This window comes from Bordetella sp. MIP270_01_BMS (assembly GCF_054958705.1).
Map to the genome: position 1 here is coordinate 4,397,501 of NZ_CM143297.1, position 13,229 is coordinate 4,410,729.

9 protein-coding genes and 2 rRNA genes are annotated in these 13,229 nt (G+C 62.5%); 3 read left to right on the top strand and 8 right to left on the bottom strand.

Annotated features, from left to right (window positions below):
* Positions 1–195: 195 nt before the first annotated feature.
* The 3 genes from ACV17W_RS20635 to ACV17W_RS20645 all read left to right on the top strand — a co-directional run bounded on the left by ACV17W_RS20635 (position 196) and on the right by ACV17W_RS20645 (position 4,452).
* Positions 196–3,081: ribosomal RNA gene (locus tag ACV17W_RS20635) — 23S ribosomal RNA — on the top strand.
* A gap of 165 nt (positions 3,082–3,246) precedes the next feature.
* Positions 3,247–3,359: ribosomal RNA gene (gene rrf, locus ACV17W_RS20640) — 5S ribosomal RNA — on the top strand.
* A 169-nt stretch (positions 3,360–3,528) separates the two neighbouring features.
* Positions 3,529–4,452, top strand: a complete 924-nt coding sequence (locus ACV17W_RS20645; protein WP_462594231.1) for a Bug family tripartite tricarboxylate transporter substrate binding protein — start codon at positions 3,529–3,531, stop codon at positions 4,450–4,452.
* A gap of 186 nt (positions 4,453–4,638) precedes the next feature.
* On the opposite strand, the gene ACV17W_RS20650 is transcribed toward ACV17W_RS20645, so the two are convergent.
* The 8 genes from ACV17W_RS20650 to ACV17W_RS20685 form a co-directional block, all read right to left on the bottom strand.
* Positions 4,639–5,034 carry a YchJ family protein gene (locus ACV17W_RS20650; protein WP_462594232.1) on the bottom strand — a complete coding sequence of 132 codons (396 nt, stop codon included), beginning with the start codon at positions 5,032–5,034 and terminating at the stop codon, positions 4,639–4,641.
* A 27-nt stretch (positions 5,035–5,061) separates the two neighbouring features.
* The gene (locus tag ACV17W_RS20655; RefSeq protein WP_462594233.1) at positions 5,062–5,442 is read right to left on the bottom strand and encodes a hypothetical protein; all 381 of its coding nucleotides are present in this window, start codon (positions 5,440–5,442) and stop codon (positions 5,062–5,064) included.
* A gap of 42 nt (positions 5,443–5,484) precedes the next feature.
* Positions 5,485–6,750 carry a glutamate-5-semialdehyde dehydrogenase gene (locus ACV17W_RS20660; protein WP_462594234.1) on the bottom strand — a complete coding sequence of 422 codons (1,266 nt, stop codon included), beginning with the start codon at positions 6,748–6,750 and terminating at the stop codon, positions 5,485–5,487.
* A 75-nt stretch (positions 6,751–6,825) separates the two neighbouring features.
* Positions 6,826–7,878, bottom strand: a complete 1,053-nt coding sequence (gene holA, locus ACV17W_RS20665; protein WP_462594235.1) for a DNA polymerase III subunit delta — start codon at positions 7,876–7,878, stop codon at positions 6,826–6,828.
* 3 nt (positions 7,879–7,881) lie between these two features.
* Positions 7,882–8,541 (bottom strand): LPS-assembly lipoprotein LptE, encoded by a 660-nt coding sequence (locus ACV17W_RS20670; protein ID WP_462594236.1) that lies wholly within the window; start codon positions 8,539–8,541, stop codon positions 7,882–7,884.
* A gap of 11 nt (positions 8,542–8,552) precedes the next feature.
* Complete coding sequence (gene leuS, locus ACV17W_RS20675; protein WP_462594237.1) at positions 8,553–11,210, bottom strand: leucine--tRNA ligase; 2,658 nt, start codon at positions 11,208–11,210, stop codon at positions 8,553–8,555.
* 83 nt (positions 11,211–11,293) lie between these two features.
* A complete protein-coding gene (locus ACV17W_RS20680) occupies positions 11,294–12,520 on the bottom strand; it encodes an MFS transporter (RefSeq protein ID WP_462594238.1) in 1,227 nt (408 codons plus the stop codon).
* A gap of 177 nt (positions 12,521–12,697) precedes the next feature.
* Positions 12,698–13,150, bottom strand: coding sequence for an HU family DNA-binding protein (locus tag ACV17W_RS20685; protein ID WP_462594239.1), 453 nt, complete (start codon positions 13,148–13,150; stop codon positions 12,698–12,700).
* Between the last annotated feature and the right edge of the window lie 79 nt (positions 13,151–13,229).

Sequence of the window (13,229 nt, forward strand, 5' to 3'; positions counted from 1 at the left end):
TTAGGAAGAAGCACAACGAAAGTGTGTTCATGCAGTAGCTGGCTTGATTGCCGGTGAAGATGAGCACGGGTTGTGATTGCATAGATTTGTTCCAAGTTCTCAAGATCTCGTGCTTGATTGGCGAGATGGCTTTGAAACTTATGAACGGCACAAACGCGAAACATATCAGCGTCCTATAAGACTTCAGTGTTATAGGATCAAGCGACTAAGTGCATATGGTGGATGCCTTGGCGATCACAGGCGAAGAAGGACGTGGTAGCCTGCGAAAAGCTGCGGGGAGCTGGCAAACAAGCTTTGATCCGCAGATGTCCGAATGGGGAAACCCACTGCAGCGATGCAGTATCCCTGGCTGAATACATAGGCCAGTGGAGGCGAACCGGGTGAACTGAAACATCTCAGTAACTCGAGGAAAAGACATCAACCGAGATTCCGAAAGTAGTGGCGAGCGAAATCGGAAGAGCCTTTACGATTTAGCAGATCAGGTAGTCGAACGGAATGGAAAGTCCGGCCGTAGCAGGTGATAGCCCTGTAGACGAAATCTGGTTTGTGGAACTAGGCGTAAGAGAAGTAGGGCGGGACACGTGAAATCCTGTCTGAAGATGGGGGGACCATCCTCCAAGGCTAAATACTCGTGATCGACCGATAGTGAACCAGTACCGTGAGGGAAAGGCGAAAAGAACCCCGGAAGGGGAGTGAAATAGATCCTGAAACCGTATGCATACAAACAGTCGGAGCCTCTTTATGGGGTGACGGCGTACCTTTTGTATAATGGGTCAGCGACTTACATTCAGTGGCGAGCTTAACCGAATAGGGAAGGCGCAGCGAAAGCGAGTCCGAATAGGGCGATTTTAGTCGCTGGGTGTAGACCCGAAACCAGATGATCTACCCATGGCCAGGTTGAAGGCACGGTAACACGTGCTGGAGGACCGAACCCACTAGTGTTGAAAAACTAGGGGATGAGCTGTGGATAGGGGTGAAAGGCTAAACAAATCTGGAAATAGCTGGTTCTCTCCGAAAACTATTTAGGTAGTGCCTCAAGTATGACTGCGGGGGGTAGAGCACTGTTATGGCTAGGGGGTCATGGCGACTTACCAAACCATGGCAAACTCCGAATACCCGCAAGTCCAGCTTGGGAGACAGAGCACCGGGTGCTAACGTCCGGACTCAAGAGGGAAACAACCCAGACCGCCAGCTAAGGTCCCGAATTATCGCTAAGTGGGAAACGAAGTGGGAAGGCATAGACAGTCAGGAGGTTGGCTTAGAAGCAGCCACCCTTTAAAGAAAGCGTAATAGCTCACTGATCGAGTCGTCCTGCGCGGAAGATGTAACGGGGCTCAAGCGATAAACCGAAGCTGCGGGTGTGTACTTTGTACACGCGGTAGGAGAGCGTTCTGTAAGCCTGCGAAGGTGGCTTGTAAAGGCTGCTGGAGGTATCAGAAGTGCGAATGCTGACATGAGTAGCGATAAAGGGGGTGAAAAGCCCCCTCGCCGTAAGTCCAAGGTTTCCTGCGCAACGTTCATCGGCGCAGGGTGAGTCGGCCCCTAAGGCGAGGCAGAGATGCGTAGCTGATGGGAAGCGGGTTAATATTCCCGCACCGTCGTACAGTGCGATGGGGGGACGGATCGCGGAAGGTCATCAGGGTGTTGGAAGTCCCTGTTGCTGCATTGGAGAAGGCGCTTTAGGCAAATCCGGGCGCGTAATTCAAGGGTGTGGCACGAGGTCCCATGTGGACCGAAGTGATTGGAAGTGGTTCCAAGAAAAGCCTCTAAGCTTCAGCTGTACGAGACCGTACCGCAAACCGACACAGGTGGACGGGATGAATATTCCAAGGCGCTTGAGAGAACTCAGGAGAAGGAACTCGGCAAATTGATACCGTAACTTCGGGAGAAGGTATGCCCCATTAGGGTGAAGCGCTTGCGCGCGGAGCTTGAAGGGGCCGCAGAGAATCGGTGGCTGCGACTGTTTATTAAAAACACAGCACTCTGCCAAGACGAAAGTCGACGTATAGGGTGTGACGCCTGCCCGGTGCCGGAAGGTTAAGTGATGGGGTGCAAGCTCTTGATCGAAGCCCCGGTAAACGGCGGCCGTAACTATAACGGTCCTAAGGTAGCGAAATTCCTTGTCGGGTAAGTTCCGACCTGCACGAATGGCGTAACGATGGCCACACTGTCTCCTCCTGAGACTCAGCGAAGTTGAAGTGTTTGTGATGATGCAATCTACCCGCGGCTAGACGGAAAGACCCCATGAACCTTTACTGTAGCTTTGCATTGGACTGTGAACCGGCCTGTGTAGGATAGGTGGGAGGCGCAGAAACCGAGTCGCCAGATTCGGTGGAGCCGACCTTGAAATACCACCCTGGTTTGTTTGCGGTTCTAACCTTGGTCCGTTATCCGGATCGGGGACAGTGCATGGTAGGCAGTTTGACTGGGGCGGTCTCCTCCCAAAGCGTAACGGAGGAGTTCGAAGGTACGCTAGGTACGGTCGGAAATCGTGCTGATAGTGCAATGGCATAAGCGTGCTTGACTGTGAGACTGACAAGTCGAACAGGTGCGAAAGCAGGACATAGTGATCCGGTGGTTCTGAATGGAAGGGCCATCGCTCAACGGATAAAAGGTACTCTGGGGATAACAGGCTGATACCGCCCAAGAGTTCATATCGACGGCGGTGTTTGGCACCTCGATGTCGGCTCATCTCATCCTGGGGCTGTAGCCGGTCCCAAGGGTATGGCTGTTCGCCATTTAAAGAGGTACGTGAGCTGGGTTTAAAACGTCGTGAGACAGTTTGGTCCCTATCTGCCGTGGGCGTTGGATACTTGACGGAGCCTGCTCCTAGTACGAGAGGACCGGAGTGGACGTACCTCTGGTGTACCGGTTGTCATGCCAATGGCATTGCCGGGTAGCTAAGTACGGAAGAGATAACCGCTGAAGGCATCTAAGCGGGAAACTCGTCTGAAGATTAGGTATCCCGGGGACTTGATCCCCCTGAAGGGTCGTTCGAGACCAGAACGTTGATAGGTCGGGTGTGGAAGCGCAGTAATGCGTTGAGCTAACCGATACTAATTGCCCGTGCGGCTTGATCCTATAACTCTGCAGGTTTTGTAGACCTGGTATGAGCGCGTAGCGACAAGTGCCGTTCAAAGAAATAACCTTCACAATCGCTGCTCAGGGCTGCCCCCCTGACAGCTCGATGTGCTTCTTCCAAATTGGGGTGCGCAGACCCACCGTCTGCCCGCCCAACCGTTTACGCTTGACGACCATAGCAAGGTGGTCCCACTCCTTCCCATCCCGAACAGGACAGTGAAACGCCTTCGCGCCGATGATAGTGGACATTCGTCTGTGAAAGTAGGTCATCGTCAGGCTCTTATCCCGCAAAACCCCAGCACCCATACGTGCTGGGGTTTTGTCTTTGGCGCGCCAGTCAACGCCCGCCAAACCAACCGTCCCACCCATACGAACGCGTACCGCGCAGCAGCCGGCGTAGCGGATGCGTCCAAACACGGCGCCAGGCCGCTGCCTCGACACGATCGCATGCTGAACCGTGCGCATGCGCTGGGCGCGGCAGCGGATTTCCCGTGGCGGCCGATTCGCCTGATCGTGCCCTACGCAGTGGGTGGCACGACGGATCTGGGTGCGCGCCAGTACGCGGATTTGCTTGGGCGAGCGCTGGGACAGTCGGTCGTCGTCGAGAATAAGGCCGGCGCGTCCACCAACATCGGAAACCGCCTGGTGGCCGAAGCGGAACCGGACGGCTACACCTTGCTCTACAGCACGGGCCAGATGACCCAGACGGTTACCTTCGGTCCATTCCCCGCCATCGATCCGGCGGAATCGCTCGAACCCGTCAGCCTGGTGTTGACGTCGCCGCAGATGATTGCCGGCAACAATGAGCTGAAGTTCTCGACGCCGGAGGGGCTGATCGAAGCCGCTCGTGCCAATCCTAATGGCATCAGCATCGCGTCCCCGCAACTCCAACTCTACGTCAGTCTGCTTTCGACGCAGGCGGACATCGACTTGCTGCATGTCCCGTGCAAGGGCGGCGCGCCGGCCGCCACTGACACGATAGGTGGCCGCACCCATCTGGTGATGGGCCAACCTCCGGTACTGCTGCCGTTCATCCGCACAGGTGCGCTCAAGCCCATTGCGATGGTGTCCAAGGCACGCAACCCCGCGCTGCCTGACGTACGTACCTTTGCAGAGGCCGGCGTTCCGGATCTGGAACTGGTGACCTGGAATGGCGTGTTTGCGCCGAAGGGCACACCGCCAGACCGGATCGAACGCCTGGCCGCGGCGACCCGGGTCGCATTGGGGGATCCTGCTTTGGCGCGTCTGGCGGATGAGGGCTTGATGATACAGGCCAGCACGCCGGCAGAGCTGGGCCGGCGCGTCGTGGAGGACATGCGGTCATGGAGACAGATGGCGGATCAGTATCCTGAACTGGTGCAGCGACGATGAGCGCGACGAAGCCCGTCATTGGTGTAACACAAGGGGAAGAAAGCATGCAGGCTCAATCTGATGCAGGCGTACCGGGCGCACGCTGATCGGGTTCAGGAAGCGTACCCTAGCGCAGGAAGCGTAGCCCTGCCGCAGCGCGGAAGCCCGGGTAAGGCGCGAGGGCCTGCGCCTTCCGGGCGTGGCACTTCAGTGTTGTTCGCCGTCGAGGTAGAGCCAGATGCCGTCCTGGCGGACAAAGCGGCTTTTCTCGTGCAAGCTGTGCACGCGCCCTTCCTGTCGGAAGCGTGCGACGAATTCCACGGTTGCATGGGTGGCGTCTTGCTGCGCGTGTTGCTTGACCTGCAACCCCAGCCACTTGAGGCCAGGTTCGTTGGGCGATAGCTCGGCCGGCCGCGTGTCCGGGTGCCAGGTGTCGCGCAGATACTGCAGTTCGTCGAACACGAAGGCGCTGTATCGCGATCGCATCAGTGCGACGGGAGTGGGCGCCTGCAGGCGCAGCGGCCCGCTATGCCATTGACCGCAGCAGCGAGCGTAGTACACGCCGCTACCGCACGGACAGTATCGATCCAGGCCTGGACTCATGCGTCTGCAACTGGGCTGGCTGGGAAATCAGCTGTACATGAACAGCATGATCCAGACCGCGATCATGGCTGCCAGCCCTACCCAGCACGAAGCCCAGAAACCCACGATGGGCGCCTTCACGCTGAATGGCACGCGCTTTGGCTCGACATGGCTGAGCAGGGCGTTGGCCCGGGCGAACAGGCCGAAGTTGAAACCCGGAAATGCCAGCCGGAAGAAGTAGTCCTGCAGGATGGCCGTCTTGATCACCAGCGGGAACCGGCGGAATGGCCCATGTTTCAGCAGGGGATGTTGCATCGTCTGGTTGATGTGGTCGACGCGGACAAAAAACACCAGCAGCGCGCAGATGGAGCAGACCAGAAAACACAGAGTGACGAGACTGAAGGCGTAGGCGAGAACTTGCGTGGGCATGAAATTCTGGGAGTATGGAGTAGTGACTGGGCGCGCTTGGGGTCAGCCGCGGGTCTGGCCGTCGCCATTGAGCACCCACTTCAAGGTGGTGAGACCTTCCAGGCCGACCGGGCCTCGCGCGTGCAGGCGGTTGGTGGAAATGCCGATCTCGGCACCCAGACCGTATTCGAAGCCGTCGGCGAAGCAGGTGGGCAGGTTGACGTATACCGAACTGGAATCGACTTCGCGCTGGAAGCGCTGGGCGGCGGACAGATCTTCGGTGACGATGGAATCGGTGTGACCCGAGCCCCAGCGCGCAATGTGTTCGATGGCCTGGTCCAGCGAGTCGACGACGCGCACCGCCAGGATGGGAGCCAGGTATTCGGTGGCCCAGTCTTCGTCGGTGGCCGGCTTGGCGCCGGGTACGATCTGCTGCGTGCGCGGGCAGCCCCGCAACTCGACGCCGTGCGTGCTGAACGCGGCCGCGAGCCGGGGCAGAATGGATACGGCGGCGCCGGCATCGACCAGCAGGGTTTCCATGGCGCCGCATATGCCGTAACGGTATGTCTTGGCATTGAGCGCGATGGTCAGGGCTTTGTCGGGGTCGGCCGCCGCGTCGATGTAGACATGGCAGTTGCCGTCGAGATGCTTGATGAGCGGCACGCGGGCTTCGCGGGCGAGGCGGGCGATCAGGCCCTTGCCACCGCGCGGTACGATCACGTCGATGTGCTCGGTCATGGTAATGAGCTTGCCCACGGCTGCGCGGTCAATGGTGCTGACCACCTGCACGGCTTCGGCGGGCAGGGCGGCGGCCTGCAGGCCAGCCTGCACGACGCGACCCAGCGCTACGTTCGAATGCACCGCTTCGCTGCCGCCGCGCAGTATGGTGGCATTGCCTGACTTCAGGCACAGCGCCGCTGCGTCTATGGTGACGTTGGGACGCGATTCATAGATGATGCCGATCACGCCCAGAGGCACGCGCATCTGCGCGACGCGCATACCATTGGGGCGCACCGCGCTGGCGGTGGTGGTGCCTACGGGGTCGGGCAAGGCGGCAACCTGGCGCAGCCCTTCGGCCATGAGATCGAGCGTCTTGTCGGCAAGTGTGAGGCGGTCGAGCAACGCAGGTTCGAGCCCCGCCGCGCGGGCCGCGTCGACGTCCTGGGCATTGGCGGCCTTGAGCTCGACGCGGCTGTCCAGCAGGCAGTCTGCCATGGCGTGCAGCGCCTGGTTCTTTGCGGCGCCGCTGGCGCGCATCATGGCACGCGAGGCGCGGCGGGCGTTCTCGCCCAGGGCGAGCATGGCGGTGTCGATGTCGGAATCAGGCATCTGGTTATTGTGCATGGTGTCGGTGCGGCGCATCGCGCCGGCGGAGAGTTTGAGTTTAGCGTGTCGGGGCAGGCGTCAGGGCCGGCCGGCGGCCGCGACACGCAGCGCTAGGCGCGTCATTTCTTCCCAGGGGTCGGACAGCCTTCCTGGCACGCTCAAGCCCTTGATGAGCCGATCGACTTCATGCGCGTGCTGCACGGCAGCGGGCCAGGCGCGCGCAGGCACACGACCCAGGGCCTGCGTCGCCAGCCGCTCGTGCGCCCCGAAAATGCGCAGCCTGCGCATCAGCGCCCCGGCGTCCTGGCCGGCGGCGCGCGCTTGCGCCACGCGTGCCAACAGGCGGATTTCGTCGCCTACTGCCCACAATACCAGCGGCAGGGCTTCGCCTTCAGCGCGCAGCCCGGAAATCATGCGCACCGTGCGTGGGGCGTCGCCCGCCAGCATGGCGTCGCGCAACCCGAAGACGTCGTACCTGGCCACATTGAGGACGGCGCGTTCGACATCTTCGGCGGCCAACTGCCCTTCCGGATACTGCAGCGACAGTTTCTGGATTTCCTGGTGGGCCGCCAGCAAATTGCCTTCGACCTTGTCGGCCATCCATTGCAGCGTGGCGTTGTCGGCGCGCTGGTTCTGCCGTGCCAGCCGGGCACCTATCCATGCCGGCAGCCGCGTGCGTTCGATGGTGGGCAGGTCGACCATGACGCCGCTCTGGGCGAGCGCCTGGACCCATTTGGAATCGCGGGTGGCTTTGTCTAGGCGCGGGAGCGCCACCAGCAGCAGCGTGTCGGGGTCGGGCTGAGAGGCGGCCTGCTCGGCCAGCCGGGTCAGCGTATCGCCGCCCGTCTTGCCGGGCTTGCCGGTGGGCAGCTTGATTTCAAGTATCCGGCGGTCGCCGAACAGCGAGACGCTCTGCGTGGCGGCGGCGACGGCGCTCCAGTCGCTGCGTGCATCCATGACCATGGTGGTGCGGTCGGTGTACCCGGCCGCGCGCGCGGCGGCTCGCAGTGCATCGATGGCCTCGGTGACGAGCAGGGGTTCATCGCCCGAGACGGTGTACAGCGGCGCCAACCGCTGGCCCGCACGCTGCAGGTGGTCGGCCAGCCGGTCGGCATCGAGCGCCTGCGCCATGGCTTACCGGACGCCCGTGCCAGGTGCGCCTGGCGTCTGCCAAGTTTCGGGTTCGGCGTCGGCAGGCGCGGCGTTGGGATCGTAGACGGGAAAGTCGGCGTCGCCCTGTCCGTCCGCGGCAGCTGCGGCGGCGACGCGCACGTCGGGCGCGGTCAGGCGCCGCAGCAGCCGGCCGACCAGGGACTGCTGCATGGACAGGTACAGGCTTTCCATCTGGCTCTGCTTGGCCTGAACGACCTGATCGTCGTAGGGCATTTCGCGATACACCGACAAGGTTGTGTCGGGCAGCAGCGCGACACCCTTGTTGGTGATGAGCCTGAAGGTGAAGATGATGCCGAGCTCGTATTCTTCGACCCGCCCCTGGGCGTTGAGCGACACTTCGCGCAGCGTGCGTTCGTTGCGGATCACCTGCAGAATGGCCTGTGCCTGGGCCGTGTCATCGACCAGGGTAGTGTTGGGCGAGGCCGCACGCAAGGCTCGCCGTATGTCGGCGCCGAAACGGGTGTTGTCATGAACACCGACGTACATTGTGTCGAACGGCAGTGGCGTCACGCCACGCAGTGCGAACCCGCACGCCGCGAGCAGCATGACGACCGCCAGGCTGGCGGCGCGCAGCAGCCAGCGGGAAGGAGAGCGTTGCGGAGCGTGCGGGGCAGTTTGCATGTGTGGCCTCTTCAACCTACGACGTTGACCAGCTTGCCCGGCACGACGATGACGCGCTTGGGCGGCCGGCCTTCGAGGAAACGGGCGACTTCTTCCTGGGCCGCGGCGATCTGCTCGATTTCGGCCTTGGATGCCTGGGCGGCCACCCGGATGGAGCCGCGGAGCTTTCCGTTGACCTGAAGCACGAGTTCGAGTTCGTCGGCGACCAGCGCGGCCGGGTCGACCTGGGGCCAGGGAGCGTCGAGCAGGTCGCCCATGGCTTGCGCGTACCCCAGCTCGCGCCACAGCATCCACGTGAGATGCGGTACCACGGGATACAACACGCGAAGCAGAATGCCCAGGGTTTCGGCGCGCGCAGCGTCGGCCGGCGCACCTTCAGGCAGCTCGGCGCTGTCCATGGCGTTGAGCATTTTCATGCACCCGGACACCACGGTGTTGTACTGGATGCGCTGGTAGTCGTAATCGGCTTGCTTGAGCAGCCCGTGGATTTCGCGGCGCAGGTCTTTGACCGGCGCGGGGGCCTGCGACCAGTCTGCCGTGGTGCCCTGGGCGCGTGCGACGGCCTCGCGTTGCGCATAGCAGTACGACCAGAGCCGGCGCAGGAACCGGTTGGCGCCGTCGACGCCGGAATCGGACCATTCGAGGGTCTGCTCGGGCGGGCTGGCGAACATGACGAACAGGCGCGCGGTGTCGGCGCCCAGGGTGTCGATGAGCGCCTGCGGATCGACACCGTTGTTCTTGGACTTGGACATGGTGCCCACGCCGCCGTACTCAACGTCGGAGCCGTCGGCCTTCAGGCGGGCGCCCGTGATGGCGCCCTTGGCGTCGTAGATGTTTTCGACTTCTTCGGGCCAGAAGTATTCGATGCCGCCCATGGCATTCTTGCGCGAATAGATGTGATTGAGCACCATGCCCTGGCAGAGCAGCTTGGTAAACGGCTCGTCGAACTTCAGCATGCCCAGGTCGCGCATGACGCGCGTCCAGAAGCGGGCGTAGAGCAGGTGCAGCACTGCATGCTCGATGCCGCCGATGTACTGGTCCATGGGCATCCAGTAATCGTTGCGGGCATCGACCATGGCCTGGTCATTGCCCGGCGAGGTATAGCGCATGAAATACCACGACGAATCGACGAAGGTGTCCATGGTGTCGGTTTCGCGGCGCGCGGGCTTGCCGCAGCTGGGGCATGAACACGACAGGAATGCCTCGTTCTTGGCCAGCGGATTGCCGCTGCCATCGGGAATGAGGTCGTCGGGCAGTACGACGGGCAGATCCTGCTCGGGAACGGGTACGGGGCCGCAGTCGGCGCAGTGGATGATGGGGATGGGGGTGCCCCAATAGCGCTGGCGTGAGATGCCCCAGTCGCGCAGGCGCCAGGTGGTTTGCTTTTCACCCAGGCCCTGCGCGGCGAGGTCGGCGGCAATGGCATCTACAGCGTCGCTGTAGGACAGGCCGTCGTACTTTCCTGAATTGACGGTGCGGCCGTTCTGCTTGTCGCCGTACCATTCTTGCCAGGCGTCGTCGGAATAGGCTTTGCCTTCGACCGCCACGACCTGGCGGATCTCGAGCTGGTACTTCTTGGCGAAGGCGAAATCGCGCTCGTCGTGGGCCGGCACGCCCATGACCGCGCCGTCGCCGTAGCTCATGAGCACGTAGTTGCCGACCCAGACGTCGACAGGCTCGCCGGTGAGCGGGTGCGTGACCTTGAGACCCGTAGGCATGCCGGCTTTCTCGCGGGTGGCGATTTCGGCCTCGGTCGTGCCGCCGACCTTGCATTGTTCAATGAATTCGGCGAGCGCGGCATTGGATTGGGCGGCATGCGCGGCAAGCGGGTGCTCGGGGGCGACGGCGCAGAACGTGACGCCCATAATGGTGTCGGCGCGCGTGGTGAACACGTACAGTTTGCCATCCTGGATGAGCTTGCCATCGCTGCCCGCGATGGTGTGCGGAAAGGCAAACCTCACGCCCTCGGACTTGCCGATCCAGTTTTCCTGCATGATGCGCACGCGTTCGGGCCAGCCCGGCAGGCCGGACTGGACCTGGTCGAGCAGCTCGTCGGCGTAGTCGGTAATGCGCAGGTAGTAGCCGGGAATTTCGCGCTTTTCGACCGGAGCGCCCGAGCGCCACCCGCGTCCGTCGATGACCTGTTCATTTGCCAGCACGGTCTGGTCGACTGGATCCCAGTTGACCACTTGCGTCTTGCGGTATGCGATGCCTTTTTCGAGCATCTTGAGGAACAGCCACTGGTTCCATTTGTAATATTGCGGGTCGCATGCGCACATTTCGCGCGACCAGTCGATGGCCAGACCCATCGCCTTCATCTGCTTCTTCATGTAGGCGATGTTGTCGTAGGTCCATTTGGCGGGCGGCACCTTGGACTTGATGGCAGCGTTTTCGGCCGGCATGCCGAAGGCATCCCAGCCCATGGGCATGAGGACGTTGTAGCCGCGCATGCGCAACTGCCGGGCCATCATGTCGTTGATGGTGTAGTTGCGCACATGCCCCATGTGCAGCTTGCCGCTGGGATACGGCAGCATCGAGCAGGCATAGAATTTGGGCTTCGGGGTGCCGTCGGCGTTGCGGGCGTGCTCGGTGACACGATAGACGTCGCGGGCCTGCCAGTCTTGTTGGGCGGCCGCTTCGACGGCGGTGGGGCTGTAGCGTTCCTGCATGGACCTGTGCGCGCTTCAAAAAAAGAGGAAGGGCCGTCGCGCAGCGGGCGCGGCGACGGTCAAACCATTCATTATAGAAGTACCTAGCCCTGGGTAGGCGGCGGGGGGATTTCCGGCACGCGCGATCCGGGCGCCAGCAGGGCGTAGCCCAGGGCGACCGTGCTCACCAGGGCGCCGCCGGCCGCCACGCCGGGCCAGCCGGCTCGCGCATAGAGGGCGGCCGACGCCAGGGAGCCGGCCGCGCCGCCGAGGAAGTAGCACGTCATGTACCCTGCCGTCAGCCGGCTGCGGGCGTCGGGGCGCAGCCGGTAGAGCGTGCTCTGATTGGTGACATGCACACCCTGGATGGCCATGTCCAGCACCACGATGCCGCACAGCAGCGCGGCCAGCGAATGCTGGCCCGCAGCCAGCAGGCCCCATGACCCCAGGAGAAGCGCCAGGCCGACCCGGGTGGCGAGATTGCCCTGGCCGCGGTCGCTGAGGCCACCGTAACGGTTTGCAGCCACGGCGCCGGCGGCGCCTGCCAGCCCGAACAGGCCGATGGTGGCATCGCCATACGAGTAGGGCGGCGTGGCGAGCAGGAAGGTCAGCGGCGTCCACAGCATGCTGAACGCCGCGAAGATCAGGGCACCCAGCAGCGAGCGTGCGCGCAACAGTGGCTCGCGCGCATACAAGTCGAAAATCGACCACAGCAGCCCCGCATAGTTGAGCGTGTTGGGCGTTTTATGGCGGGGCAGCACGCGCCACAGCGCGCCCGCCATGGCCAGCACCAGCACGGCCGCGACCCAGTACACGGTGCGCCAGCTGCCCAGCGTGGCCAGCATGCCGGCGAAGGTGCGTGCCAGCAGTATGCCCAGCAGCAGGCCGCTCATGATGGTGCCTACTGCCTTGCCGCGCTGGTCTGGTGCGGCAAGGGTTGCTGCAAAGGGCACCAGCACTTGCGCCACGACCGAAAGAAATCCGGTGATGGCCGTGCCGGCAAGCAGCATGGTCAGGCTGGTCGCGCAGGCCGACAGCAACAGGCCCGCCGCGCCAAGTGCGGTCATGATGACGATCAGGGCGCGCCGCTCGATCATGTCGCCCAGGGGTACCAGCAACAGCAGGCCGGCGGCGTATGACAGTTGCGCCGTGGTGACGATGCCGCCCGCCGCCGTTTCGGATATGCCGAATTGCTGCCCTATGGTGTGCAGCAGTGGCTGCATGTAGTAGTTGCTGGCCACGACCAGGCCCGTGGCTGCCGACATCAGCAGAATGACGGGCATCGTCAGAGTGGGAGGGGCGGAATCGTGGCGGGGGGACTGGCGGGACATCAGAGAATGGTGGGATGCAGCTGCGAGGATATGGCAGGGCAGGGGAAGCGGCGCGACCGGGAGTCAGGGCCGGGGATCGGCAAGGCACGGGACGCCGCGCCGGCGGAGAGCCCCTGAAACGGCAAGGCCCGCCTCTGGGGAGACGGGCCTTGCCGATGAGACTGTGCGGACAGGCGCTTATTGGGCGGCGTCTTTCAGTTTCTTCAGCGGACGAACCTTGACCTTGACCGAAGCGGGCTTGGCCGGGAACCAACGCTCTTCGCCGGTGAACGGGTCTTTGCCGAAGCGCTTGGCCTTGGCAGGCACTTTCTGCACGGTAACCTTGAACAGGCCCGGCAGCGCGAATTCGCCAGCGCCCTTCTTGTCGACCGAACCCAGCACGGCGCCTTCGAGGCCGGCCAGCACGGCCTTGACCGATTTGGCTTCGACGCCGGTTTGTTCAACCAGGTGGGCGATGAGTTGCGACTTGTTGAGAGCTTGCTTGATGGCGCGGGGAGCGGCGGCCGTCTTCTTCACGGCAGGCTTTGCGGCGGCCTTGGTAGCGGGCTTGGCGGCGGTTGCCTTCTTGGCCGGTGCCTTGACGGCGGTCTTGCTGACTTTCTTGGCGGGAGCTTTTGCTTTGGTAGCCATGGTCGAAATCCGTATGTTTGAGGACACGAGATAGCGCGGCACCGAAGATCGGCACTTGGCACCTCGCGCCCGATGATAG